Origin of the sequence: Streptomyces sp. NPDC047974 (assembly GCF_040653375.1) — a bacterium.
Classification (GTDB): domain Bacteria; phylum Actinomycetota; class Actinomycetes; order Streptomycetales; family Streptomycetaceae; genus Streptomyces.
The window spans coordinates 182,372-205,579 of the sequence record NZ_JBEZNU010000001.1 but is presented as its reverse complement, the minus strand read 5'-3'; the positions used below and the strand labels follow the sequence as shown (position 1 = coordinate 205,579).

The 23,208-nt window shown below is 73.0% G+C and carries 23 protein-coding genes; 11 read left to right on the top strand and 12 right to left on the bottom strand.

Going from position 1 to position 23,208, the window contains the following annotated elements:
• Positions 1–24 precede the first annotated feature (24 nt).
• Complete coding sequence (locus AB0E19_RS00935) at positions 25–408, top strand: hypothetical protein (RefSeq protein WP_362171059.1); 384 nt, start codon at positions 25–27, stop codon at positions 406–408.
• Between the two features lie 543 nt (positions 409–951).
• On the opposite strand, the gene AB0E19_RS00930 is transcribed toward AB0E19_RS00935, so the two are convergent.
• Positions 952–1,980, bottom strand: coding sequence for an Lrp/AsnC family transcriptional regulator (locus AB0E19_RS00930; RefSeq protein ID WP_362171056.1), 1,029 nt, complete (start codon positions 1,978–1,980; stop codon positions 952–954).
• 401 nt (positions 1,981–2,381) lie between these two features.
• Between AB0E19_RS00930 and AB0E19_RS00925 the strand changes: the two genes are divergently transcribed.
• Both AB0E19_RS00925 and AB0E19_RS00920 read left to right on the top strand, forming a co-directional pair.
• Positions 2,382–3,827, top strand: a complete 1,446-nt coding sequence (locus tag AB0E19_RS00925; protein ID WP_362171053.1) for an MFS transporter — start codon at positions 2,382–2,384, stop codon at positions 3,825–3,827.
• Complete coding sequence (locus AB0E19_RS00920) at positions 3,824–5,023, top strand: M20 family metallopeptidase (RefSeq protein ID WP_362171050.1); 1,200 nt, start codon at positions 3,824–3,826, stop codon at positions 5,021–5,023. The genes AB0E19_RS00925 and AB0E19_RS00920 overlap by 4 nt, the downstream gene beginning before the upstream one ends.
• 72 nt (positions 5,024–5,095) lie before the next feature.
• Here the strand turns inward: AB0E19_RS00920 and AB0E19_RS00915 are convergent, their stop codons facing one another.
• Positions 5,096–6,646 (bottom strand): alpha/beta hydrolase, encoded by a 1,551-nt coding sequence (locus AB0E19_RS00915; RefSeq protein ID WP_362171047.1) that lies wholly within the window; start codon positions 6,644–6,646, stop codon positions 5,096–5,098.
• Between the two features lie 95 nt (positions 6,647–6,741).
• A complete protein-coding gene (locus tag AB0E19_RS00910) occupies positions 6,742–7,314 on the bottom strand; it encodes a hypothetical protein (protein WP_362171044.1) in 573 nt (190 codons plus the stop codon).
• A gap of 272 nt (positions 7,315–7,586) precedes the next feature.
• Here AB0E19_RS00910 and AB0E19_RS00905 point away from each other — a divergent pair, with 272 nt between their 5' ends.
• The 3 genes from AB0E19_RS00905 to AB0E19_RS00895 all read left to right on the top strand — a co-directional run bounded on the left by AB0E19_RS00905 (position 7,587) and on the right by AB0E19_RS00895 (position 9,564).
• Entirely contained in the window at positions 7,587–7,961 is a 375-nt protein-coding gene (locus tag AB0E19_RS00905; RefSeq protein ID WP_362172275.1) for an FKBP-type peptidyl-prolyl cis-trans isomerase, read from the top strand.
• A 170-nt stretch (positions 7,962–8,131) separates the two neighbouring features.
• Entirely contained in the window at positions 8,132–8,725 is a 594-nt protein-coding gene (locus AB0E19_RS00900; RefSeq protein WP_362171041.1) for a TetR/AcrR family transcriptional regulator, read from the top strand.
• The gene (locus tag AB0E19_RS00895; protein WP_362171038.1) at positions 8,722–9,564 is read left to right on the top strand and encodes an alpha/beta hydrolase; all 843 of its coding nucleotides are present in this window, start codon (positions 8,722–8,724) and stop codon (positions 9,562–9,564) included. Before AB0E19_RS00900 ends, AB0E19_RS00895 begins: the two co-directional genes overlap by 4 nt.
• 74 nt (positions 9,565–9,638) lie before the next feature.
• On the opposite strand, the gene AB0E19_RS00890 is transcribed toward AB0E19_RS00895, so the two are convergent.
• Together AB0E19_RS00890 and AB0E19_RS00885 are read right to left on the bottom strand one after the other, a co-directional pair.
• Entirely contained in the window at positions 9,639–11,312 is a 1,674-nt protein-coding gene (locus AB0E19_RS00890) for a carbohydrate binding domain-containing protein (RefSeq protein ID WP_362171035.1), read from the bottom strand.
• A 271-nt stretch (positions 11,313–11,583) separates the two neighbouring features.
• Positions 11,584–12,018 (bottom strand): MarR family transcriptional regulator, encoded by a 435-nt coding sequence (locus AB0E19_RS00885; protein ID WP_362171032.1) that lies wholly within the window; start codon positions 12,016–12,018, stop codon positions 11,584–11,586.
• Between the two features lie 118 nt (positions 12,019–12,136).
• Here AB0E19_RS00885 and AB0E19_RS00880 point away from each other — a divergent pair, with 118 nt between their 5' ends.
• Complete coding sequence (locus AB0E19_RS00880; RefSeq protein WP_362171029.1) at positions 12,137–13,270, top strand: NADH:flavin oxidoreductase; 1,134 nt, start codon at positions 12,137–12,139, stop codon at positions 13,268–13,270.
• A gap of 207 nt (positions 13,271–13,477) precedes the next feature.
• On the opposite strand, the gene AB0E19_RS00875 is transcribed toward AB0E19_RS00880, so the two are convergent.
• Positions 13,478–14,380, bottom strand: coding sequence for a DUF2637 domain-containing protein (locus AB0E19_RS00875; protein WP_362171026.1), 903 nt, complete (start codon positions 14,378–14,380; stop codon positions 13,478–13,480).
• Between the two features lie 361 nt (positions 14,381–14,741).
• On the opposite strand from AB0E19_RS00875, the gene AB0E19_RS00870 reads away from it, so the two are divergent.
• Positions 14,742–15,101 (top strand): hypothetical protein, encoded by a 360-nt coding sequence (locus AB0E19_RS00870; RefSeq protein ID WP_362171023.1) that lies wholly within the window; start codon positions 14,742–14,744, stop codon positions 15,099–15,101.
• The gene (locus tag AB0E19_RS00865; protein ID WP_362171020.1) at positions 15,098–15,568 is read left to right on the top strand and encodes an SsgA family sporulation/cell division regulator; all 471 of its coding nucleotides are present in this window, start codon (positions 15,098–15,100) and stop codon (positions 15,566–15,568) included. Before AB0E19_RS00870 ends, AB0E19_RS00865 begins: the two co-directional genes overlap by 4 nt.
• 40 nt (positions 15,569–15,608) lie before the next feature.
• Here the strand turns inward: AB0E19_RS00865 and AB0E19_RS00860 are convergent, their stop codons facing one another.
• The 3 genes from AB0E19_RS00860 to AB0E19_RS00850 form a co-directional block, all read right to left on the bottom strand.
• The gene (locus AB0E19_RS00860; protein WP_362171017.1) at positions 15,609–16,046 is read right to left on the bottom strand and encodes a DUF732 domain-containing protein; all 438 of its coding nucleotides are present in this window, start codon (positions 16,044–16,046) and stop codon (positions 15,609–15,611) included.
• A gap of 123 nt (positions 16,047–16,169) precedes the next feature.
• A complete protein-coding gene (locus AB0E19_RS00855) occupies positions 16,170–16,958 on the bottom strand; it encodes an RNA polymerase subunit sigma-70 (protein WP_362171014.1) in 789 nt (262 codons plus the stop codon).
• A 461-nt stretch (positions 16,959–17,419) separates the two neighbouring features.
• Positions 17,420–18,025 carry a hypothetical protein gene (locus tag AB0E19_RS00850; RefSeq protein WP_362171011.1) on the bottom strand — a complete coding sequence of 202 codons (606 nt, stop codon included), beginning with the start codon at positions 18,023–18,025 and terminating at the stop codon, positions 17,420–17,422.
• Positions 18,026–18,078: 53 nt separating this feature from the next.
• Between AB0E19_RS00850 and AB0E19_RS00845 the strand changes: the two genes are divergently transcribed.
• On the top strand, positions 18,079–18,582 hold the full coding sequence (locus AB0E19_RS00845) for a hypothetical protein (protein ID WP_362171008.1): 504 nt from the start codon (positions 18,079–18,081) through the stop codon (positions 18,580–18,582).
• A 68-nt stretch (positions 18,583–18,650) separates the two neighbouring features.
• Here AB0E19_RS00845 and AB0E19_RS00840 read toward each other — a convergent pair whose 3' ends face one another.
• From AB0E19_RS00840 to AB0E19_RS00830, 3 genes are all read right to left on the bottom strand, one after another.
• A complete protein-coding gene (locus tag AB0E19_RS00840; RefSeq protein WP_362171005.1) occupies positions 18,651–19,604 on the bottom strand; it encodes a sigma-70 family RNA polymerase sigma factor in 954 nt (317 codons plus the stop codon).
• A 74-nt stretch (positions 19,605–19,678) separates the two neighbouring features.
• Positions 19,679–20,812 (bottom strand): hypothetical protein, encoded by a 1,134-nt coding sequence (locus tag AB0E19_RS00835; protein WP_362171002.1) that lies wholly within the window; start codon positions 20,810–20,812, stop codon positions 19,679–19,681.
• A gap of 107 nt (positions 20,813–20,919) precedes the next feature.
• Complete coding sequence (locus tag AB0E19_RS00830) at positions 20,920–22,116, bottom strand: FAD-dependent oxidoreductase (protein WP_362170999.1); 1,197 nt, start codon at positions 22,114–22,116, stop codon at positions 20,920–20,922.
• A 341-nt stretch (positions 22,117–22,457) separates the two neighbouring features.
• Between AB0E19_RS00830 and AB0E19_RS00825 the strand changes: the two genes are divergently transcribed.
• Positions 22,458–23,192: a dienelactone hydrolase family protein gene (locus tag AB0E19_RS00825; RefSeq protein ID WP_362170996.1), complete on the top strand. Its 735-nt coding sequence runs from the start codon at positions 22,458–22,460 to the stop codon at positions 23,190–23,192.
• Positions 23,193–23,208: the final 16 nt, after the last annotated feature.

The following is a 23,208-nucleotide window of genomic DNA, read 5'->3' as shown; positions in this document are numbered from 1 at the left end:
ACCAGGGACGGGGAGGAGGCCCGCATGGACAGAGTGGTCGATCTCGACGAAGCGGCCGTCGTACTGGCTCGGCGGGCGCCGGGCTGGGCGTCGGCCGGTCTCGTCGTCGCCCGGGCGACGTGGAGGGACGCGGAGGCTCCCTGGCCTCAGCCGCTGTCGACCGACAGGGATCGGGTCCGCGATCCGGACTCGCTCGGGCTGGTGTTGTCCGGGCCGGCGGACGCCGTGCTGTCGGTCGTCCTGTTCCGTGGCGGCTGGGCCGACGTGGACTTCGTCGTCGACCTGGACGACGCCGGTTGCCTGCCGGCCTCGGGGATCACCTCGGCCTCGGACTTCGGGGTCCGTGTCGATCAATGGGTCGCCCGTGTCTTCGGCGGCCCTGGTCCCGAGGCCTCCTCGGCTTCCTGAGACTCCTCATCGAAGCCGGCCCCGCGTGTGCGGGGATGGCCCTGCCGAGATGGCCGTCCGTACGGGCGTGGGTCGCTGCTCCCCGCATGCGTGGGGATGGCGAGGGGAGTCCCCGTGCCGTCCGCCGTGAGGCCGAGGCCGCCGTCGGTGCGCGCGTGGACGGGGTGTTCCTGGAGCGGCCCGCGCGGACGCCGGCGCCCGTGCGGTCGTGCCGTGCGGCGTTGAGCGACGTCGCGCCCCCCGGAGCCGTGCGGGCGCGACCGGGGCCGGGGGAGACGTGACGGCCCGCGCAGGAGGCGTGGCGGTCGACGCGTCCGCGCCCGTCCGGGCCGGTGCCCGGACCGACCGGGTGCCGATCCCCGCGGGGCCGTCGCCCGAAGAGGTCGAGGTCGGTGACGGGGTCCGCGGCGGTGAAGGGGGTGGCGGAGAGGGACGTCCTCCAGGGCCCCTGCCCGCCAGGATCTGCTGCCGACCGCGGGAAACGACATCGCCGACGGCCGCCGGCGCCCCTGACGCGGACGGCGATCCGGCCGCGACGAGGCCCTACGGTCTCGCGGGCGCGCCCGTCCCCGTCCCCGCAGTCGCCGCCCCCATGAGCCGCTCCGGAATCCCCGCCCTCTTGTACGTACGCATGAGGACGGCCGTCTCCGTCGCGGTGGCGCCGTCCAGGAGGGCGAAGACGCGTGTGGTGAAGGCGTGCAGGTCGCGGGTGTCCCGATGGCTGGAGTAGCCCAGGACGTTGCTGGTGCCGGTGGTGAGGACCAGATGCCGGACGGCCGGCTCGCGGGCCAGGAGCCGTAGCGCGGAGTCGAGACGGTTCGGGGCGATGGCGAGCCGGAACCGCGCCTCCACCGGGTAGCCGAGGACGGACGGGTCGGCGTGCAGCCGCAGATGCAGCACGTGCGAGGCCATCAGACGGGCGAGCCGTCGCCGGGCCGTCGTCTCGCCCACCCGCAGCGCCTGCGCGAGGCGGGTGGTGGACATGCGGGCGTCCGTGCCGAGCAGCGCGACGAGGCGCCGGTCCAGATCGTCCACCGGGGGTGCCCCGGGCAGCGGCAGGCCCTCCATGACCCGGCGTCGTACGTCCGTCGGCCGCTCGTCGTACGGCGCCCAGTCGCTCGCCGTCAGCAGGAGCCGCAGCACCACCTGGGACCGTACGTCGACGACGCCGTCGAGCCGGCCGATCGCCGAGTCGATCAGGGTGAGCAGGGCGTCGTGGTCGGGTGCCGTGATCTCGGCGTACACCTCCAGGTCGCCCGTGGCGACCTCGACCGACCGGGTGTCGGCGCGGCGCGCGAGCGCCAGCGCGGTCTCGTGCACACGGCCGGGCGCGCACCGTACGGCCAGCTCGGCGATCACGCCCTCGCCGAGGTACTCGGGGATGAGCGCGGCGGTGAAACGGACCCGCCCGGTGGCGGTCAGCCGTTCGAGCCGACGCGCCACGGTCCGCTCGTGCACCCCCGCGGCCACGCCGATCTCGGCGAAGGCGGCGCGCGGATTGCGGTGCAGGGCCCGCAGCACCGTGTGGTCCACGGCGTCCAGGCCCGGCGGGCCGGAGTGGGGGACGGTCATGGCCCGCTCCTCCCTTCCTTCGTGCCTTCCTTCGTGCCTGCCTGCCTGCCTTCCGGCGCGTGCTGCTCCGCGGACCGTATGGGGCGACAGGCGCACGCTCCCGCGAACCGCCGGATCACCACCTCATCCCGACGTCCTCTGCCAGTATCCGCCGTGAAGTGGCCCCAGAATGTCTCCTTCCCCCGACTCCACCGTCGACCCTTGTCGTGGTCCCGTCGCGTTGGCGACATTGTGGTGCGGCCCACGCCGCGCGCTCCCCGGCCGTACGACGGGCTGCACGACGTCCGTCCGGCGGTCGTACGACGTCCGTACTGCGGTCATACGGCCGTCCAGAGCGCACCGGCCGCCACCACACCGCCTCCTGCCGCCCGCGAGGGCCCGCCACCGAACAGGTGTTACGTATGACGGAAACCGTCGCGCCCCCCGCCTCCACCCCCAGAGGCCCCGTGCGCCCCACGCCCGCGGCCGCCGTGATCGCCGCCGTGATCCTCGTCGAGCTCTCCAGCGGCATCACGCAGGGCTTCCTCTCCCCGGTCCTGCGCGGCCTCACCGACATCCTGCGGGTGTCCGCCGCGGACCTGAACTGGATCAGCATCGCCAACCTGCTCGCGAGCGTCGCCTTCACCCCGGTCCTCTCCCGGCTGGGTGATCTGCACGGCCACCGCCGGGTGCTGCGCTGGAACCTCGCGATCGTCCTGCTCGGATCGCTCCTGGTCGGCGTCGCCCGCGACTTCCCGACCCTCCTCGCCGGACAGATCCTCCAGGGAGCCTTCGCCGGCTTCTTCCCCCTCCTCGTCGGTATCCTCCGCAACCGTTCGGGAGACGCCGAGAGCCGCAGGGGCATCAGCGTGATGGTCGCCGCCCTGGTGGGCGGCCTGACCCTCGGACTCGTGACCAGCGGCCTGGTGGCCCGTTCGGTGGACAGCCCGACGGCCGCCCTCTGGGTCCCCGCGGTGGCCACCTCCCTCGCGTTCCTCCTCAGCTGGCGCCTGCTGCCGGAGTCGGACCACCGGCCGGGCGGCCGGGTCGACTGGGCGGGCGGCGTCCTGCTCTGCGTCGGCCTGCTCGCCGTGATGCTCGGGCTCGGACTCGGCGGGACCCCCGGCTGGGAGTGGAGCTCCGTGCGCACGCTCGGCTGTCTGGTCGGCGGCGCGGCGGTGACGGCGCTCTGGGTCCTGGTCGAGCTCAGGACCACGGAGCCGATGATCGACGTCCGGATGTTCCGCCGCCGCAACGTCGCGGTGGTCTCCCTCGTGACGCTGACCTTCACCTTCTGCATGCTGGGCCTCCAGGTCGCCAACCCGGTCTTCCTCGGCACCAGCGCCGCCCGTGACGGATACGGCCCCGGCCTCGACCCCTTCGCCATCGCCCTGGCGATGCTCCCGAACCTGCTGGCCCTCGCGGCGGGCGCGCTCGTGGCACCCGCGGTGGCCAGGGCCCTCTCCGACCGCCTCACCCTCGTCTGCGGCTCCCTGCTGATGGCCACGGGGTACGTGCTCTGCGCCGTCGCCCACACGAACCTGGGCGCCTTCCTCGCCGCCACGGCCGTCGCGGGGCTCGGCACCGGCTTCCTCCAGCACTCCACGCGCACCCTCGCCGTCGAGTCCGTGCCCCGCGACCGGACCGCCGTCGGCTCCGGTATCAACGAACTCCTCATCAACGTCGGCGGCTCCCTCGGCGCCGCCGCGGTCCTCACCGTCTTCGCCGGGCACACCGCCGCCGGCCGGCCCCTGCCCGCGCTCGGCGCCTACACCACGTCGTGGACCCTCTGCGCGGCCGTGTCCGTCGCCGGCGCCGTGATCGCCCTGCTGTACCGCACCGCCCAGTCCGAGAAGGAGCGCGCATGACCGCCGCGACCAGCCTGCGAGAGCGCACCCGCGCCGTCGTCGAAGCCCGCCGCGAGGACCTGATCGACCTCAGTCACGCCCTGCACGCCGACCCCGAACTCGCCTACGAGGAACACCGGTCGGCCCGTCGCATCGCCGACCTCGTCGAGGCCGCCGGCTTCGACACCGAGCGCGGCGCGTACGGACTGCCGACCGCGTTCCGGGCCACCGCCGGCAGCGGCGACCTGGTCATCGGCATCTGCGCCGAGTACGACGCGCTGCCCGGCATCGGCCACGCGTGCGGCCACAACGTCAACGGCGCCGCCGCGGTGGCGGCCGCCCTGGCCCTGGCCCCGTACGCCGACGACCTCGGCATCACCGTGAAACTGCTCGGCACCCCGGCCGAGGAGTCGGGCGGCGGCAAGGTCGACATGCTGCGGGCCGGTGCCTTCGACGACGTGGCGGCCGCGATGATGGTCCATGCCGCCCCGCAGGACGCCGTGGGCATGACCTCACAGGCCATCGGCAGCTGGAAGGTGAGCTACACCGGCCGCGCCGCCCACGCCGCCGCGATGCCCGAGCGCGGCGTCAACGCGGCGGACGCCCTGATGATCGCGCAGGTGGCCATCGCCGCCCACCGCCAGCAGATGCTCCCGGGCGCGGTCGTCTCCGGCGTCGTCACCCACGGCGGCGACGCCGCCAACGTCATCCCGGCCCTCGCCACCGCGGACTACGACTGCCGCGCCGGAACCCTGGAGGAACTGCGCGAGCTCCAGGCCCGCATCCGTGCCTGCTTCGAAGCCGGCGCGCTCGCGACCGGCGCCGAACTGGCCCTGGAAGCGGTCGGCAACGACTACGCCGACCTGCGCCAGGACCTCGGCATCGCCCGCAGCTACCTCGCCGCGGCCCGCGACCTCGGCCGCGGCATCCAGGACGTCGCCCCGACCCTCCGGGGCGGCTCGACGGACATGGGCAACGTCTCCCACCTGGTCCCCACCATCCACCCGATGATCGGCTACGACTCCGGCGACGCCGTCATGCACAACCCCGACTTCACCCGCTACGGCACCACCCCGCAAGCCGACCGAGCCGTCCTGGACGGCGGCCTGGCCATGGCCTGGACCGCCTTGGACCTGGCCACCGACACCCCCCACCGCACCGCCCTCCTCGCCCGCCGCACCGCCCGGGGTCCCTTCTCCGGCCTGTCCCAGGAGTAACCGGAGCGGAGTAGCAGGAGGAACAGGGACAGCCGGGCGGCGCGGGCGACTCCGTCCGGCGTCCTCGACGAGTCAGCACCGCACGTCGGCGTCAGGACGCTCCCCCGTCAGCAGGAAGCGGGTGACCGTCCGGTCGCCGCAGGCGTTGCCGGTACCGCCTGCGGCGACCAGGTACGAGCCGTGCCCGCCCCGGTCGACGGAGACCATCCGGGCGCGGTCGCCCAGCACCTGGCGCATCTTCAGGCCGGAGGAGTGCGGGGTGGAGGGGTCCCGCAGGTTCTGGATCATCAGGATGTTGGACGGACCGTCGTCGGTGAGGCGGACCGGCTTCTCCACCGCCCCGCCCTTCCAGAAGGCGCAGGGCGTGATGTTCACCGGCATGCCGCCGGTCAGCGGGTGACGGGCCCGGTCGGCGGCGACCGCCCTGGCGTACGCCGGCACGGAGCGGGGCCAGTCGACGTCGTTGCAGATCACGCCGACGGTGATCGCGGCGGCCTCGTCGGGCATCGCCCCGGTCAGCTCCGGCGGCAGCACGGGCAGAGCCTTCGGGTCGAGGGCCTGGCCGACGAGGCGCGCGAAGCCGGGGAAGGCGGCGTCGGAGTAGAGGGCGGACTGCAGCGCCTGCCGGAGGACGGCGCCGGTGAGGGGCGCGCCGGGCACGCCGGTGGCGCGGGGTTCGCGGTCGAGGCGCGCGGCGAGGCCGACGACGAGGGCGCGCACCTCCCCGGGGCCGTCGGCCAGCCGGAGTCCTTCCGCTTCCCGGTCCGGGTGCGAGGCCCAGGCAGCGAAGTCCGGGAAGCGGTCCTCGGCGCCCTTGGCCATGTCGGCGAGCCAGCCGTACGCGAGCCGGCGCGGGTTCGGGTCCGCGCTGCTGTCCAGGACCCAGCGATCGGTCCGGTCCGGGTACTCCTGGGCGTATCGGGCGGCGACGTACGTCCCGTAGGAGTTGGCCCACGCCGACACCTTCGACTCGCCGAGCGCCTGCCGCAGGACCTCCATGTCCCGCACCTGGTTGGCGGTGGTCAGGCTCCGCAGCAGGGCGCCGCCGTTCCGGTCGCACGCCTCGGCGATCCGGCGCGCACGCTCGACGTTGGAGCCGATCGACCCGTCGGCGGCGGGCCAGGACCGCAGGGTCACCATCCACCGGTCCTCGTCCGCGAGCCCGCACCGCGCCTTCGTCGAGCCGCCGACCCCGCGCGGATCGAAGGCGACGAGGTCGTACGCGCCACCGGTCTCCTTCGCGAGCGCCGCGCCCTTCTGCGAGAGCCGCTGCACCCCGGAGCTCCCGGGCCCGCCCGCGATCACGAGCAGCGTTCCGCGGCGGGCCTCCGGCCGTACGGAGGCCAGCCGGGAGACGGCGATGTCGACGCGCGGACCGGTGGGGTCTCCGTGGTCGAGCGGCACGGAGAGCGTCGCGCACTGCTGCCCCGGGCCGGGCTTCACGGAAGCGGGACAGTCGCCCCACCGCGGACCGTCACCGCCAGGGATCACCGAAGGGGCGGTGGTGGTGTTCGTGCCGGTCGCGCTCGCCGGCCCTCCCACGGCGACGAGACCCAGGGAGGCGATGGCGGCGACGGCCAGGGTCGAGGCGGCAAGTGACGTATGCGTACGGCGTGTTGTCATGCCTCAACCTTGTCGCCGGAACGCCCGTCACCCCATCCGGCCACCGGCCCCATCCGGGGTGTGGCCACCCCCAGTGACTCCGGACTGCCGCCGTCCTAGCCCTCGGCGGCGTCGTCCGGGCCGTCGATCGCGTAGACGCGCTGCCGAAGCCGCTCGGCGGCCCAGTCGAGGTCGACACCGAGGTCGAACCAGTGCCGGTCCCTGCGGACTCCGGGGGGAGCGAGGTCCACCGCCGCCCACGAGAAGACCCCGAGGAGGACGGAACGACCGTGCTGTGCGGTACGGACGGACAGCGCGAACGGCGCGGCGAGGGCCGCGCGGGTCACCAGCAGGGTCTGCTCGTCCTCGGAGCTCGGGCGCCCGCCCGTGAGGAAGTGGGGCGTCTCCAGGATCTTGACCCACTCGACGACCGCGTCCGCCACCTGCGCGCGCAAGGAGTCCTCGATGCCCGCCCGGAGGGCGGCGGCGGGATGGTCGCCGAGCCAGCCGAGCCAGTGATCGGAGGCGTCGAGCCTGCCGAAGTCGTCCTGGGGCACGCCGTGGCGGGGGTTCTTCTCGTACGCGCCGGTGAGTCGCCCGTGGGCGTCCACCAGCCAGGCGCCGCGAATCGCCTCGGGCGGCACGTAGCCGTTCGGGTCGTCGATGTACGTCGGGTCGATCTCGGCCACACTCCCACCCGGGTTCCGCGCGGCCTCGGCCGGCAGTCCGGGATCGGTCGGAACGCCCCGACGCCGGTTTTCCCGACTGACTCGGCTGCCCTGACTGCCTCGACTGTTCCGTCCCCACGACCCGAAACGTCCCACGTGCGCCCCGCCCCCATCCGCGCCTGCCCGGTCGACCGTGATTCTGCCGCACGGCACGGGGTCGGTCGGGAGAGAATGATCACTCAGGCATGCCGGTCGACGACGGGTCGGCCGGCGACGAGAGCGAGGAGCGGGCGATGGCCCTTGAGCGACCCGAGATCGAGTCCCCCCGAGGCAGGCCGTCCCCCTACCTGCACATCGAGGATTTGGTGGTGGGGGACGGGGCCGAGGCCACCAAGGGGTCCGTGGTCGGGGTCCACTACGTGGGCGTGGCCCACTCCACCGGCGAGGAGTTCGACGCCTCGTGGAACCGCGGTCAGGCCTTCGAGTTCACACTGGGAGGGCGGCAGGTCATCAAGGGCTGGGACATGGGCGTGCGCGGCATGAAGGTCGGTGGCCGCCGGAAGCTGGTCATCCCGCCCCACCTGGCCTACGGTGACCGCTCGCCGTCGTCGGCCATCAAGCCGGGCGAGACGCTGATCTTCGTCGTCGACCTCCTCTCGGTCGGCTGACGTCACGGTATACGCCCCCGGGGGGCGTACCGGGCACGCGTCGAAGGGCCTCTCCCGGAGGGTGGGCCCTTCGACGCGCCTCCCACGACGTCGATGCGGTGGCCTTGAAATCGATTGACAACCTAACGCCCTTAGTTTGAATCTAGGACCCTTAGGAAAAGGGGGGGCGCATGGTGCGTGCCGGGCTGACGGCGGAGCGAGTGACCGCTGTGGCGGCCGAGTTGGCGGACGAGGCCGGGTTCGACCGGGTGACCATGTCGCAGGTGGCGCGGCGCCTCGGGGTGAAGGACGCGAGTCTCTACGCGCACGTACGGAACCTGAACGACCTGCGCGGTCGGATCGCGCTCCTGGCGGCGGACGAGAAGACCCTCCGCATCGCGGAGGCGACCGCCGGGCTGTCGGGCAAGGACGCGCTGGTGGCGTTCGCGAACGCCTGGCGCGCGTACGCCCACGAGCGCCCGGGCCGCTACTCCGCGACGCAGACCCCGATCGAGATCGCCCCGGAGTTGGTCGCGGACGCGCCCGGACCGCGCCGCGCGGTCGTGCTGACCTACGGCGTGCTGCGGGGCTACGGCTTGGCCGAACCCGATCTCACCGACGCGGTCCGCCTGCTGCGCAGCACGTTCCACGGGTTCGTCGCCCTGGAGGCGGCGGGCGGTTTCGCGCACGAGCGCACGCCGCAGCAGTCCTGGGTCCGTGCCCTCGACGCCCTGCACTCCCTCCTGGAGAACTGGCCCTCCGCCTCAGAAGGAGACCCCTCGTGACCGAACCCGTCGTCGGCAGCCTGCGCGTGGACGGCGCGACCCTGCACTACGAAGTACGCGGACAGGGCCCGCTCCTGCTGCTGATCCCTGGTGGCACGGGCGGCGCGGCCGCCTTCGACGGCGTCGTCGACGCGCTCGCGGCCGACTACACCGTCGCGGCCTACGACCCGCGGGGCATGGGGAGCAGCGCGCTGGACGACGCCGGGGCCGAGCAGCGGGTGTCCGAACACGCCGACGACGCCCTGCGTCTGCTGGAGCGGCTGTCGCCCGGCGAGCCGGCCCGTGTGTTCGGCGCGAGCTCGGGTGCGATCGCCGCGCTGCACCTGCTCACCACCCGCCCCGAACGCGTCGAACGCGTCGTGGTGCACGAACCGCCCGTGGTCGAGGTCCTGCCGGACGCGGCCGAACACCGCGCGCTCCTCGCCCGCGTGCGGGACACGCTCCGTACGCGAGGGCTCATGCCGGCGATGGCCCTGTTCGCCGACGGACTGAAGGAAGGGGCCGGGAGGGGGGACGCCGAGCCGAAGGCCGCGCCCGCCCTGCCGCCGCAAGCGGCCGCACGCGCCGCGCGGACGATGGCGGACCTGCCGTACTTCGTCGAACGCATCGTCCCGGCCTTCATGGCCTACGCCCCCGACGTCCACCGTCTGGAAGCGCTGAAGGACCGGCTCGTCCTCGTGGGCGGCGAGGACTCGCGCGGTGAACTCCCTTACCGCACAGTCGCTTTCCTCGCCGAACGCCTCGGCCTGGACCTCCGGCACTTCCCCGGCGGCCACACCGGCTCGACCACCCACCCCGCAGAGTTCGGCGAACTCCTGAGGAAGACCCTGCGCGCCTGAGCCCGCGCTGTCCACCGGCGGCGGGCCGGGCCCCAGCAGAGGGGAGCCCGGCCCGCCGATCGTGGAGGGTGGCGTCAGCCGGTGAAGCCGGCGGTGATCTTCGTGAACTCCCAGTCCGCCTGGGCGATGCCGGAGCAGGTCTCGGTCACCCCGCCACCGGCGCAGCCCCGGTCGCGGTTGACGGACCAGAAGGCGAGCCGGGCGATGTGGTGGGTGTTGGCCCAGTCCCGGATGTCGGTCCAGGTCTGCGGGGTGGTGAGCTCCTGCTGGTCGGAGAGGCCGTTCATGCCGGAGATGCCGATGTGGGCGTAGGCGGTGGCGTCGTCCCAGCCGTAGACGGACTTGAGCTTGTTCTTCAGGCCCTCGGCCGCGTTCACGGTGTTGCCGTACATGTCGGCGCCGCCGCCGAAGTCGAACGGCATGATGGTGAAGACGTCGATGCCGGCGTCGAGCGCCTTGGACTGCTCGATGAGCCGGTTGCCCCAGGAGGTGGGGCCGGTGGTCGAGGTGCCGAAGGTGAGGATGGTGCGCAGGCCGGGGTTGTTCGCCTTGACGATCTTCAGCGCGCCGAGGACGCGGTCCTGGACGGCGGCGTTCTCGAACTCGTCGGTGTTCTCGATGTCGACGTCGATGGACTTGAGCCCGTAGGCGTCGATGACCTTCTGGTAGGCGCCGGCGAGGGCCTCCGGGGTAGCGCAGTTGGGGCCGAGCTTGTTGCCGGACCAGCCGCCGATGGACGGGACGATGTCGCCGCCGGCCGCCCGGATGGCGTTGATCGTGGACTGGTCGATCCCGCCGGTGAGCGGGCGCTGCCCGTCCCAGGCCGGGTTGCAGCCGCCGGAGGAGAGGATGAAGGCCATGGTGAAGGTCTTGATGCCGGTGGCGTTCATGACCGTGGCGGGGGCCGGCGGGTTGCCCCAGCCGAGGTACAGGTAGGGCGCCGCCTGCTTGAAGCCGGTGCCGCCTCCGCCGCCCGCCTCGGTGTTGACCGTGACCGGAGCGGACGCGGGGGAGACGTTGCCGGCGGCGTCACGGGCCTTGACGGTGAAGGTGTACGCGGTGCTCGGAGCGAGCCCGCCGACCGTGGCGGTCGTGCCGGTCACCGTGCTGACCTTGGTGGCCCCCTGGTAGACGTCGTACCCGGTGACGCCCACGTCGTCGGAGGCGGCGGCCCAGGCGAGGGTCACCGCGGAGGCGGTCTTGGAGGTCACCTGGAGGCCGGCGGGCGCGCTCGGCGCCTGGGTGTCGCCGCCGCCCCCGCCGCCGGGGCCGTCGAGGCTGAGGTCGTCGGCGTAGTAGGTGCCCTGCCCGTACCAGCCGTGGGTGTAGACGGTGGCGCTGGTCTGGCTCGCACCGGTCGTGAAGGTCAGCGAGAGGCGCTGGTACGAGGGCGCCGACGCGGTCCAGGTCGAGGTGCCGCCGTCGACGCCGAGGTAGACGTAGTTTCCGCGCACCCAACCGCCGAGTGTGTACGTGGTGTTGGGCTGGACGGCGACCGTCTGGGCGCACCTGGCGGTGTCGGAGGCGCTCGCCGCGCCGGCCAGGGCCTTGGTGCCGCCGTGGACGGGGCTCGACACGACCGAGCCGGTGCCGCCGGAGCAGCTCCACCCGGACAGGGAGCCGGACTCGAAGCCCGGATTCGTCAGCAGTTCGGCTGCCTGGGCCGGGGCGGGCAGGGCGACGAGGGCCGCCGCGCCCAGAAGCGACGCGCCGAGCGACGCCACCAGACGGTTGCGTACGAGCACCATTCCTCCAGGGGGGAGCTGTGGGGTGGCAGGGAGGGGCAAGCGCGTCACAGATTGGACTGGACCAATCGCGGCGTCAAGACCTCCGTCTCACCCCTTGAGTCACTCCTCGGAGAAGCGCAGCTCACCGCCCCGTGAAAGAACTCGACGGAGGCGGTGAGGAGTTGGGCGGTGACGGTCGCGACGGCAGGCGAGGGGGCGTGGCCGTGGACGGGGGCGCCCCGGCGCCGGGTGGCCGGCGCCGCGGGGGCGCACCCACGCGAAGGGGGGAGGATCAGGCGGTGGGGTGGGAGAGGAAGACCCGTTCCAGGAGGCTCCGCAGGCGGTCCCGGTCCTCGTCGTCGAGCCTGTCGAGGCCCTCCTGGGTCGTGCGCATCCTCGCGCGGATCGCGTCGGCGACGCGCTCGCCCTCGGCCGTGAGGACGACGTTCTTGACGCGCCGGTCGGAGGCGCCGGCCTCGCGGCGCACCAGGCCGCGCTTCTCCAGCCGGTCGACGATCCCGGTGATGTTCGAGGCGTCGCAGGTCATGGTCTCGGCCAGGGCTCGCATCGCCGCGGGTCCCCGGCGCAGCACGGTCAGGGCCTTGCCCTGGCTCGCCGTGAGGTTCTCGCTCGCCGCCGAGGCGATGAACTCGCCGTAGTAGACGCCGAGGGACAGGGAGAGCAGCTCCATGAGCTGGGCCGTGTCGGCGCGGGGAGCTTCGGTCATGGGATCACTCTAACCGGAGATACTTGACTACCTCAAATATCGAGCTCTACCGTCTTCGTCATTGCATGAGGTTCTCAAGCATCGAAGTTGTCAAGCAGTAGCCCTGAGGAGCGTCCCTGTGACCGTCACCGCGTCCGCGTCCCCCGCCTCCCGCGCGGCCGAGATCCTGTCCCGGCCCGTCGCGCTGAACGGCCTGACCGTCCCGAACCGCATCGCGATGGCGCCGATGACGCGCATGTTCTCCCCGGGCGGCATCGCCGGCGACGACGTGCGGTCCTACTACGCCCGCCGTGCCGCCGCAGGCGTGGGACTGATCGTCACCGAGGGGACCTACGTCGGCCACGACTCGGCCGGCCAGAGCGACCGGGTGCCGCGGTTCCACGGCGAGGAGCAGCTGGCGGGCTGGGCGAAGGTCGCCGAGGCCGTCCACGCGGAGGGTGGCACGATCGTGCCGCAGCTCTGGCACATCGGCATGGTGCGCAAGGAGGGCCAGGCGCCCTACCCCGAGGCCCCGGCCGTCGGCCCCTCCGGCATCCGCACCGACGGCACCGAGGGCGCGGGCAAGGCGATGACCCGGCGCGACCTGGACGACGTCATCGGCGCCTTCGCCGAGGCCGCGGCGGCCGCCGAGCGCATCGGCTTCGACGGCGTCGAACTGCACGGCGCCCACGGCTACCTCATCGACCAGTTCCTGTGGGCGGGGACGAACCGCCGCACCGACGCCTACGGCGGCGACCCCGTGGCCCGTACGAAGTTCGCGGCCGAGATCGTGGCGGCGGTGCGCGCGAACGTCTCGTCCGACTTCCCGGTGATCTTCCGCTACTCGCAGTGGAAGCAGGACGCCTACGAGGCGCGCCTCGCCGAGACTCCGCAGGAGCTGGAGGCGATCCTGTCCCCGCTCGCCGCGGCCGGCGTCGACGCCTTCCACGCCTCCACCCGCCGCTACTGGATCCCCGAGTTCGAAGGCTCGGACCTGAACCTCGCCGGCTGGACCAAGAAGCTCACCGGCAGGCCCGCCATCACCGTCGGCTCGGTCGGCCTGGACGGCGACTTCATCGGCGCCTTCATGGGCGAGGGCTCCCCGGTGCAGGGCATCGACGACCTCCTGGACCGCCTGGAGCGCGACGAGTTCGACATGGTCGCCGTCGGCCGCGCCCTGCTCCAGGACCCCGAGTGGGCGTCGAAGGTCCTGTCGGGCCGCTTCGACGAGCTGAAGCCGTACGACGCCGCCGCGGTGAAGACGCTGAGCTAGGCCGTTTCTTCCGGGTCAGCCCGGCATGATCCGGAAGAGACGGCCTAGTCGAGCGACGACCCGGCCGGAACGGTTCGCCGAGGGATTCGGCGAACCGTTTCTTCACGGGGAGGCGTCAGGGAACCGCCAAGAGGCATCAGGATGAACCGGAAACGCTTCCGGGATTGCTCCGAGGGTTTCTCATGCCGTGATTCCGACGGGAGTTCCTCAGGCCCTGGAGGGCTGCTGGACGCGGGCCCTCCGTCGGGTCCGGCGCTCGCAGGAGAACTGGCCGACGAGCTCCCAGAAGCACACCAGAGAGGTGATGGGCGGAATCCCGAGCGTCACGTACGCCAGCACCGAGTGGGACGAGTGGCTCACGCACAGGGCCACCGCCATGGCCGAGGTCACGAGGAGCACGCCCCAGGAACGCTTCGCGGGCTGGCGCTGGACGGCCGCCCGCAGGATCGAGAGGGCCGCGACGGACCAGGGGCCGTACAGCGTGAGCGGCCACCAGAGCGCGAGGTCCATCGGGAGGACGGACGCCGCGGTCTCCGAGAGCTGCCCGTACGTGTAGGCGATGGACCACACGAGCAGACACGCCGCGCACACGGCGATGGCGGCGAAGAGCGCGGTCACCTGGGTGATGCGCCGGTAGAGGCCGAGGAGCCGCGGTCTCGGCCGGGTGCGCCGCCTGTCGATCCTGGGCGCCCGCAGGTCGTCCTCCGGGCCGGCGTCCCGCGGCGGCCCCGGCTCCGCGGCCAGCAGGTGGGCCAGCTCCTCCTCCAGGTTCCTGTGACTCATGGTGGAGTCGAGCCCGTCGTCGTCCCAGGGCTGCCGGGTGGGGAGCGGGCCGCTGTCGTACGGGACGCGCTCGTCGCGCCCGGAGCGCGGAGGATGGAGCGGGACCTCGCGCCCCGCCCCGAAGTGCTGCGGCATCTCCCGCACCGGACCCGAGGCGTACAGCGGGACGTCGTCCCCCATGCCCGGGTACTCCCGCGCGTTCCAGCCCGCGCTCGTGGGATACGGCGGGACCTCACGCCCCGTGCCGGGGTACTGCGGCATCTCCCGTACCGGCTCCATGGGGTGGTGCGGGACGTAGTGGTTCGGCTTGTCTCTGTACCGGTCCATCTGACTTTCTTCGTGCCCTTGTTTCAGGTCGTTCCGTCGAGAGCACGGAGTGCGGAGGCGCGCACGTGATCTTCTCCGGTTAACTCGTGGGTGTGACGGCGTTCCATAGAAGAACCCTTTCTGCAAACACCCCTTCCGACGTCATGCCCACCTAACGACGGCGATCGGGGGAAGGTCGCACCACCAATGGGTGATCAATTCGCTTGATAGGGGGATGCGGAATCCGTCTCCCAAACGTCTGAGCGAAGCGCGTGGCGGGTCGAGGGGCGGACGAACGGAGGAATCGCCCAGGGCCGGCTCGGGCGTCAAGAGGAGTTGACCGGAGGAGTTACCGAGATCTTGCAGCATCGTTTCCTCTGGCATGACCTCCTACCCTCGCGTCACCGTCCTGGCTCTGGACGAAACGGTTCTGCGCGAGTCTCCGATCTTCGCCGCGCTCGCCTGCCAGTGGCTGGAGAGCGGGCGATTCGTCCCCGGGGCGGCGTGCCGGGACCGCCCACTGGCGATCGTCGCCGTCAGCCCGAGCCCGAGCCCGAGCCCGAGCCCGAGCCCGACCTTGCCGACCGCGACCCTGGCGCCGGGCAGCCCGGCCCTGCCGACTCCGGCCCCGCCCACCCCGGCCCTGCCCACCCCGTCCCTGGCCCCTGTGACGGTGCTGCCGGAGCTCGTCCCCGTCGCCCGTGGCGCACGGCGCGCGGTGTCGGGGGTGGCGCGCCCATGACCGGCGGGAATCGGAAGAAGGCACCCTGCCGCGCGCCGCAGGCCGCCGACTGCGTCGTCCCCCTGACCTTGGCCGCGTACACCGCGCCGGATCGGACGACGCCCGTACCGGCCCGGCTGCGCTTCCACCGATGGGATCCGTACGCGGTGCACCTGGACTGCCGGGTCGACCTGCCGACGCCGGTCACGTGGGTCTTCGCCCGTGACCTCCTCGTCCAGGGGCTCAACGGCTGGGCGGGTCCGGGCGACGTGTCCGTCCATCCGTCGCTCGACCCCGCCCACGACGTCGTCTACTTCTGGTTGCACCCACCCGGCTGCCCGGTGACGTTCCACGCGCCGAGGACCGTCATCGAGGAATTCCTCGCGGCCTCGTACGCGATCGTCCCGGCCGGCCGCGAGTCCGAGTACGCCGACCTGGAAGCGCAGCTCGGCAGGCTCCTGACCCGCGACGCCCCGCCCCAGGGCTGATACGTGCTCCGCTCGCCCCCGGGCGGGGTGGGCGGACGCCTCAGGACTCGGGGCAGAGCGTCCTGCGCAGCGCGATGTTGAGGTGGCTCGCGTCCTCGTCGGTCAGCGTGACACCGTCGTAGTCGAACCGCCGCGCGGCGCTGCGCTCGGGATCCGCCGCGCCGCCGTCGAGCGCCGCGCACTGGCTGCGGGCGGCGTCGATGGCCTTCTCCTCGTCGCGGGCGAGGCCGCCGTCGACGTCACGGATGGCCGCGAGGAGGGCGTCCCGGCGGGCGCCGGTGGGCTCGGGCGGAAGGCCCGCGTTCGTGGCGCCCGCACCCGTGTCCGCCGTGCCCGTCGCCGTGGGTGCGGAGGTAGGCGAGGCCACTTCGACGGTGGTGGGCTTGTGGCCGTCACCCTCTCCGACGCAGCCGACGAGGGTGACGGCGAGTACGGCGACGGCGGCCGCGGCCGCGCTGGTGGTGGTGCGGATACGCATGGTTCCCCCTTGATTTCCGGTGAGTCGGGGACATCGTGCGTCAGGAGAGTCGAGGGCGTGGCGGTGATGACGACGTTGTGACATGCCTCGGACGGACCTGAAGAAATGGGCTCCCGACGTACGTCACCGTGCCCCGGGCGACGGGTCGCCGGACTGGGAACGCGCGTGTGGCGAGCGGCCGTTGCCGTCGTCGGACCTGTCGGCCGAGGGGGCGAGGGCGAAGAAGCCGGCGAGGAGGGCGAGGGCGGCGGTCGCCGCGAACGCGACGAGGGTGAGGGCGCGTGCCCGACGCTCGCTCGCGGCGCGGACGCACCAGGGCTGGGCGAGCGTGGCCGCCGACGCGTCCTTGACGCGCCTTCGGAGCGGATGGTCCGGGGCGCCTGCGACGCCGCCGGGCAGCCGTCCGCTGATGACGGCGCGGGCATGACGCAGCCGGCCGGCGGTGGCGGCCGTGCTCGCGTGCGTCTCGGCGGTGGCTTCCGCCACGCTCAGGTCGAGGCCGTCGCACAGGAGCGCCGTCCGGCGCTGCCACGGCGGGAGCTCCAGGAGCACGCGCACGACGGGGTCGGCGGCCGGCGGATCGGGCCGGGGCCTGCCAGGGCGCAGGCGGTGCCAGGGGGCGAGGGCGTACTCGTGGGCCCGAGCCCTGACCCATGCCTCGGGGTCGGGATCGTGCGCCACCTCGGGCCACTGCTCCCAAGCCCGGTGGAACGCCTGCTCGGCCGACTCGAAGGCGAGGCGACGGCAGCCGGTCAGCACGTACGCCTGCTGCGTGAGGCCGGGCGCGGTGGACAGGTAGAGCGCGTCGAAGTCCGCCTCGGCGGAATCGCCCGCGCGGTCCGGTGTCGGCGCCGCTGCCGGACTCGGGCTCTCCGGAGTGCCGCCTGGCCGGTTGATCGTCTTGCGATGCATGGGGCTCCTTGGGTGGAGGTCGTGGACGTCGTGGAGGTCGGGGGAGCGCGAGGAGACGCGCGTGGTCGATCGGGACGTGGTCCGGTTCCCGCGCTGCGGAGTGGTTTCGCTTGACGTGGCCGGTGCGTTCGTGTGCGGAACGGCAGGGCGGTCCGATAGGTCGATGCGGCAGCGCCGACGTACGGAAGAATCCTTTCTCCGTCCCCGCTTGTCCCTCTTACGCCCACATAACGACATGATCGGGCCATGAGATGTCCTTCGATCCGGTGACTGATTCACACGAAGGAGTGGTGAGTTCCCGGTGCAGGTGCCGGGCACGACGTGGACGTCGCCCGCCACCGCCGGGTCGACCGGGCCAGTGCCGGGTTCGACAGGCCGTCGCTCTGCTGCCGCACCCTTCGGTCGACGTGTACGCCGCGTTGCCGGTCGCCCACGGCTGAACCGCACGGCGACGCCTCGGGTCAACGATCGACGCGTCGCCGACCGGAGCCCCCGCAGTACGAGCAGTCCATGCCGAGACCGCACTCCGGACACTGTCGGCCGTCCATGAACCCCAGGCCCTCGCACGCGAAGCAGGTGCCCCAGCCGTCGCACCAGGGGCACAGCCCGTCACCGGGCGCCAAGGCCTCGGGCGTGGCCGCGCGCGGTGGACGCGCCCACTGGGTGCGGAACCAGACGGTGGGCGCTGTCCCCCACGCGCTCAGGCCCGCGTTCGGCACGCTGAAGAGGCCGACTTCGAAGCCGGCCCGTTGCGCGAGGAGCCGAGGCCCCGGGGCCTCCTCCCGGATCTCGGTGCGCCAGCCGGCCGCGGTCATCGCGTCATCGGCGGCGGCCAACGCATCGGCGACGGCGCCCGCGTGGTGAGGACGGGCCGGAGCGATACGAGTCATCCGCATCCCGAACCGACGCCCTTGTGCCCCGCGCGTGGTCCGGCGCTCCTGGACCCACTCCTCGACCTCCGGTTCCGCGGCGTGGCCGACGGCTGCCACGAGTCCCTTCACGGCATCCCGCAGCCAGTCCGCGGTGCGCTCGAACTCCTCCGCCGCACCGTCGATTTCCCCGCCCATGTCCCCTCCGGCTCACTTCGATCGTCACACGGCCCACTGGATACGATGCCCGCATGACCCACGCCATGTGCGGCCTCGTCGTGGCCGGTCCGGTGGACACCCCACGCGCCGAATCCTTGGGGCTGCGCGCCGGACTCGCACACGCGGACGTCACCGTCTTCCCGATCGACCACTACTTCTCCGCCTACTGGGCCGCGGTCCGGGGCAATCGCGCGCAGCTCGATCTGCCGCCCGGGATCCTCGCCGAGAGCGTGACGTTCCCGGGAGAGGCGGTCCTGCACGACCTCGTCCAAGAGGTGACCCCCGGACGCACACCGCGCTTCGCCGTCATCCAGACCGAGTACTTCGCCGGCACGGGCGACCAGTGGGCGGCCGCCTTCGACGGGAACGTGCGCCTGACACCCGACGGAGCGACGATCAACCAGGCTCTGGCGGCGCTGGGCGTGGAGGCGACCGCCACGGCGGACGAGTTCGACGTGATCGGCCTGGGCACCCTCCGCGGCAACCCCGACCACCTCCGGACCTACGTCGCCCTCTGCGCCGAACTCGGGGCATAGGCCGACCTCTCGGACGGTGTTTCACGTGGCGATCTCGGCGTGCGGCGCCGCCGCGTACGTCCGGCGGGTCACCACTCGGCGACGAGGGGTGTGTCCGCTTCGTGCTGTCGCCAGGCTTCGGTGAGGCGGGTGAGGCGCGCGGGGGCGGCGATGCCGCGTACGGTGGCGATCTTTCCGTCCACGAGGTCGAAGGTGACGGAGCCGACGACCCGGTCGCCGACCACGGTGACGATGGCGGGGGTGCCGTTGAGGAGCGCGTAGTGGATGGCGGGGGTGCCGCCGGCGAGGCGCCGCTTCGCGGGGGTGGGTTTGAAGCCGGCGCGGGCGACGGCGGCGACGCGCTGCGGGGTGTCGAACCGCAGCAGCTTCTCGGCCAGACCGGCACCGTCCGAGACCGCGGTCGCGTCGTCGGTGAGCAGGGCCACGAGCCGTTCGGTGCGGCCCGAGGAGGCGGCGGCGAGGAACTCCTCGACGATCCTGCGGGCCGCCGCCCGGTCGACCTCGGCCCCGTGGCGGCGGGCCGCCGTGACGCGCTGCCGGGCCCTGTGGAGGTGCTGCTGGCTCGCGGACTCGGAGACGTCGAGGATCTCGGCGATCTCGGCATGGCCGTACGAGAAGGCTTCGCGCAGGACGTAGACGGCCCGCTCGACGGGGGACAGGCGCTCCATGAGCGTGAGTACGGCCAGGGAGACCGATTCGCGCTGCTCGAAGGTGTCGGCGGGGCCGAGCATGGGGTCGCCGTCGAGGAGCGGTTCGGGCAGCCAGGCACCGACGGAGCGTTCGCGGCGGGCCTGTGCCGAACGGAGCCGGTCGAGGCACAGGTTGGTGACGACCTTGGTCAGCCATGCCTCCGGCACCTCGATCCGCTGCCGGTCGGCGGCCTGCCAGCGCAGGAACGCGTCCTGCACGGCGTCCTCGGCGTCGACGGCGGAGCCGAGCAGCCGGTACGCCAGCGAGGCCAGCCGGTTCCGGCCGGCTTCGAACCGATCGGTGTCGAAGGAATCAGAGACGGTGCTGTCCACGTGGACCACCCTAGAAGATCTTGTGGGGAGGGGTGAAGGGTGAAGGGGCGAAGGGGGCAGGCCGGGAGGGTCGGTCAGGCCGTCGCGGGTACGGGCGGGCCGTCGATCGTGGCCGGGGTGCGGGTGCGCAGGCCGCCGAGCAGGCACAGGACGAGTCCGAGCGCGAGCCAGGCAGCCAGCACGACGGCAGGGCGCGTGGCCCCGTGACCGTCGAAGAAGGCGGTGGAGCGCAGCAGTTGGCCACCGGCCCCGGGGGGCAGCAGCTGCCCGAGGGCGCCGGACCGGCCGGGCAGCATCTCGGGCGCGGTCGCGGTGCCGGACAAGGGGTTCCCGACGAGCATCATGACGGCGGCGCCGAGACCGAAGCCGAGGGACCCGAGCAGCGACTCGAGACCGAGGATGCTCAGCGAGGTGGCGGCGAGGGGCAGGGCGATGGCGGCGCTGTTGGCCCAGAGCGAGCCGTCGAGCGACCCGAACCAGAGTTGCAGGATCGTCGCCATGGCGAGGCCGCCGGTGACGGCGAAGGCCAGTGCTCCGGCGACGCGGCGGCCGCGGCCGCGTACGAGCCTGGTCAGGAGCAGGGCGGCGAGGAGGCCGCCCATGACGAGCGGCAGGGCTCCGGCGGCCAGTCCCGCGCCGCGCGGGTCGTCGGCCGGTAGCGGGACGAGGTCGCGGGCGGCGGGCGTGGCCCCGACTCCCGTCGTGCCGGCTCCGGTCGTGCCCGTTCCCGTCGTGTGGGCCTCCGTCGTGCCGGCTCCGGTCGTGCTCGCTCCCGCAGTGTGGGCCTCCGTCGTGGCGGCTCCCGTCCTGTCCGCGTCCGTCGCGCTGCCCCCCGTCGTGCCCCCTCCCGCCGTGCCGGCGCTCGGTGCCCGGCCGAGGTCGGCCGCGAGGCTGTGCAGCGTCTGGGCGACGGCGATGCTCGCGCCCGACGCGGTGATGACCCGGGGCGTGCCGGAGCCGAGGTCGATCGCCCCGTACACCTCGCGGTGGCGGATCAGCCGTTCGGCGGCGGTGGTGTCGGCGACCCGGGTCACCTCGAAGCCGCCCGGGAGCCGTTGGTCGAGTACGGCGGCGAGCCGTGCGACGGCGGGGGCGGGCCCGGCGACGGCGATCGGCACCTCGTGCACCGATGAGCGGACGGCCGGCCAGGCGAAGGCGGCGAGCAGCAGGCTGGTGCTCGCCGTGAGCAGGGCGACCGCCCTGGCCACGGCGGGCCAGGACGAGACGCGCGCGGCGGCCCCGGCCGGAGCGGATCCGGCTGCTGCCCCAGCCGGATCCACTCCGGCCCCGGCCCGAGCGGCGACGGGGCGCACGGCTACGCCACCGCCGTCTCGGTGGACGAGGTGACCGGTGAGGCGGCCAGGCGGTGCTTGCGCCTGGGCAGGCCGAACGTCGGGTGCGAGGTGGCCCACAGCGACATCCGGACGATGCCCGCCTTGATCCGCGCGGCCTTCCCGCCACCCGTGTACGTGGGCTTCGCCCGCCCCTCGCCGTCGACCATCTGCAGGATCGCGTCGCGCCGGCCGAGGCTGATGTGGTTGCCGACGTACTCCAGCTTGGTGGTCGCCATCGTGCGGCCGGTCAGACGGGCCACGATCGCGTGGGTGGCCTGCTGGCCGGTGTAACCGGCCGAGGCGCAGGACATCGGCAGCGGCCGGCCGTTGTCGCCGACGGCGAGAACGCTGTCGCCGACGGCGTAGACGTTCGGGTGCGAGACCGACCGCATGGCACGGTCGACGACGATCCGACCGTCGTCGGCGACGTCGAGACCGCTCGCGGCGGCGAGCGGGCCGACCGCGAACCCGGCCGCCCAGATGGTCGTGTCCGACGCCAGCACGGTGCCGTCGGCGCACACCACGCGCCCTGCCTCGACGGACTCGACCTCGGTGTGCTCCCACACGGTGACGCCCAGCCGCTCGCACGCCCGGCGCAGATGGTCGCGGGCGCCGGTCGAGAGCCGCGCGCCCAGCTCCCCGCGGGCGACCAGCGCCACCGACAGGCCGGGCCGTGACTCGGCGACCTCGGTGGCGGTCTCGAGCCCGGTCAACCCGTCACCGACCACGACCACCCGCCCGCCGTCGTCCAGGCCGGCCAGGCGGTCGCGCAGACGCAGTGCCGAGGGCCGGGTGGCGACGTCGAAGGCGTGTTCGGCGACGCCGGGGACGCCGTGGGAGGCGCCGTGACTGCCGAGCGCGTAGACGAGCGTGTCGTATCCGAACTCGTCGCCGCCGTCGGCGTCGGCCACGGCGACCACCTGCCGCTCGGGGTCGACCGCGGTGACACGGGCCAGGCGCAGCCGGACCTCCGTACCCGCGAAGACCTCGGTCAGCCGCGGAGCCGCGATCTCCTGGCCGGCCGCGAACTGGTGCAGCCGCAGCCGCTGCACGAACTCCGGCTCGGCGTTGACCACGGTGATCTCGACGTCCTCCGGCGACAGTCGACGGGCCAGGGTCCCGGCCACATAGGCCCCGGCGTACCCGGCCCCGAGAACGACGATGCGGTGCTGCTTCATGTCCGGCTCCTGTCGTTGTGCCTGCTCTCGGTGGCTTGAGCGGGGCAGCCCCGCGATTCCTGACAGGTGTCGAATGTGATGTGGGTCACAAGATGTCCGCTCCTTCGTTCCTCCGCCTCGACGTGATCTCGATCCGAACGGCCAAGCGTGTGGGCTATGTTGTGGGGATGACTACCGGGACGGCATCGCGCCACACACGGATCGGTGACCCGGTGCTCTCCTGAGCGCCGTACGGGCCGGTGCGGGCCCGTTACCCGATCGTGGATCTCGCGCGGCCGCGCGGGCTCCGCCTCCGTCGTGTCGATCACAGGCTGGACACATCGACCACGACAGGAGAGCTCATGCCCACCAAGACCTTGCAGATTCCCACCGCGGACGGGCACGCCGACGCGATCGCCGCGTTCCCGGACGGAGGCGGACGGCACCCGGCGGTGCTGATGTACGCGGACGGCTTCGGCATCAGGCCCGTGCTGCGGGACATGGCCCTCGAACTGGCCGGGCACGGGTACTACGTACTCGTCCCCAACCCCTTCTACCGGCATGGTCCGGCACCGGTCGTCGAGCTGCCCGCGCACATCGGGGAGGAGGACCGCCCCGTCGTCTTCGCCCGGCTGATGCCCTTGATCGAGGCGCACACCGCCGAACGCGTCCTGAGCGACGCCGACGCCTACCTCGGGTTCCTCACGGCCCAGCCCGAGGTCGACGCCGGACCGGTCGCGGTGACCGGCTACTGCATCGGCGGCCTCTACGCCATGCGTACCGCCGCCCATTCCGGCCAGGTGGCCGCCGTCGCCGCGTTTCACGCCCCCGTGGGCGTCGACGGCCCGGAGCTCTTCTCCAAGCTCACCGCTCGGGTCCACCTCGGCCACGCCGAAGGCGACGTGACGCCCGAGGCGCTCGACGAGCTGAACCGGGCCCTCGACGCCGCAGGCGTCGACTACGGCTCCGAGATCTACCCCGGCACCATCCACGGCTTCACCATGTCCGACACGGACGCCTTCAGCGCCTCCGGTCTGGCACGCCACTGGGATCGCCTGATTCCCCTCCTGGACCGCACCCTGCCCAAGGGGGAATGACCACGGCACCCGTGGC

What these genes read in the sequence shown, in the direction of transcription:
- AB0E19_RS00860 (WP_362171017.1), bottom strand. Translation starts at nt 16,046, where the DNA reads ATGCGTATCCGCACCACCACCAGCGCGGCCGCGGCCGCCGTCGCCGTA.
- AB0E19_RS00825 (WP_362170996.1), top strand. Translation starts at nt 22,458, where the DNA reads ATGCCCACCAAGACCTTGCAGATTCCCACCGCGGACGGGCACGCCGAC.
- AB0E19_RS00845 (WP_362171008.1), top strand. Translation starts at nt 18,079, where the DNA reads ATGACCCACGCCATGTGCGGCCTCGTCGTGGCCGGTCCGGTGGACACC.
- AB0E19_RS00885 (WP_362171032.1), bottom strand. Translation starts at nt 12,018, where the DNA reads ATGACCGAAGCTCCCCGCGCCGACACGGCCCAGCTCATGGAGCTGCTC.
- AB0E19_RS00865 (WP_362171020.1), top strand. Translation starts at nt 15,098, where the DNA reads ATGACCGGCGGGAATCGGAAGAAGGCACCCTGCCGCGCGCCGCAGGCC.
- AB0E19_RS00905 (WP_362172275.1), top strand. Translation starts at nt 7,587, where the DNA reads ATGGCCCTTGAGCGACCCGAGATCGAGTCCCCCCGAGGCAGGCCGTCC.
- AB0E19_RS00875 (WP_362171026.1), bottom strand. Translation starts at nt 14,380, where the DNA reads ATGGACCGGTACAGAGACAAGCCGAACCACTACGTCCCGCACCACCCC.
- AB0E19_RS00890 (WP_362171035.1), bottom strand. Translation starts at nt 11,312, where the DNA reads ATGGTGCTCGTACGCAACCGTCTGGTGGCGTCGCTCGGCGCGTCGCTT.
- AB0E19_RS00870 (WP_362171023.1), top strand. Translation starts at nt 14,742, where the DNA reads ATGACCTCCTACCCTCGCGTCACCGTCCTGGCTCTGGACGAAACGGTT.
- AB0E19_RS00915 (WP_362171047.1), bottom strand. Translation starts at nt 6,646, where the DNA reads ATGACAACACGCCGTACGCATACGTCACTTGCCGCCTCGACCCTGGCC.
- AB0E19_RS00855 (WP_362171014.1), bottom strand. Translation starts at nt 16,958, where the DNA reads ATGCATCGCAAGACGATCAACCGGCCAGGCGGCACTCCGGAGAGCCCG.
- AB0E19_RS00920 (WP_362171050.1), top strand. Translation starts at nt 3,824, where the DNA reads ATGACCGCCGCGACCAGCCTGCGAGAGCGCACCCGCGCCGTCGTCGAA.
- AB0E19_RS00850 (WP_362171011.1), bottom strand. Translation starts at nt 18,025, where the DNA reads ATGGGCGGGGAAATCGACGGTGCGGCGGAGGAGTTCGAGCGCACCGCG.
- AB0E19_RS00935 (WP_362171059.1), top strand. Translation starts at nt 25, where the DNA reads ATGGACAGAGTGGTCGATCTCGACGAAGCGGCCGTCGTACTGGCTCGG.
- AB0E19_RS00830 (WP_362170999.1), bottom strand. Translation starts at nt 22,116, where the DNA reads ATGAAGCAGCACCGCATCGTCGTTCTCGGGGCCGGGTACGCCGGGGCC.
- AB0E19_RS00925 (WP_362171053.1), top strand. Translation starts at nt 2,382, where the DNA reads ATGACGGAAACCGTCGCGCCCCCCGCCTCCACCCCCAGAGGCCCCGTG.
- AB0E19_RS00900 (WP_362171041.1), top strand. Translation starts at nt 8,132, where the DNA reads ATGGTGCGTGCCGGGCTGACGGCGGAGCGAGTGACCGCTGTGGCGGCC.
- AB0E19_RS00930 (WP_362171056.1), bottom strand. Translation starts at nt 1,980, where the DNA reads ATGACCGTCCCCCACTCCGGCCCGCCGGGCCTGGACGCCGTGGACCAC.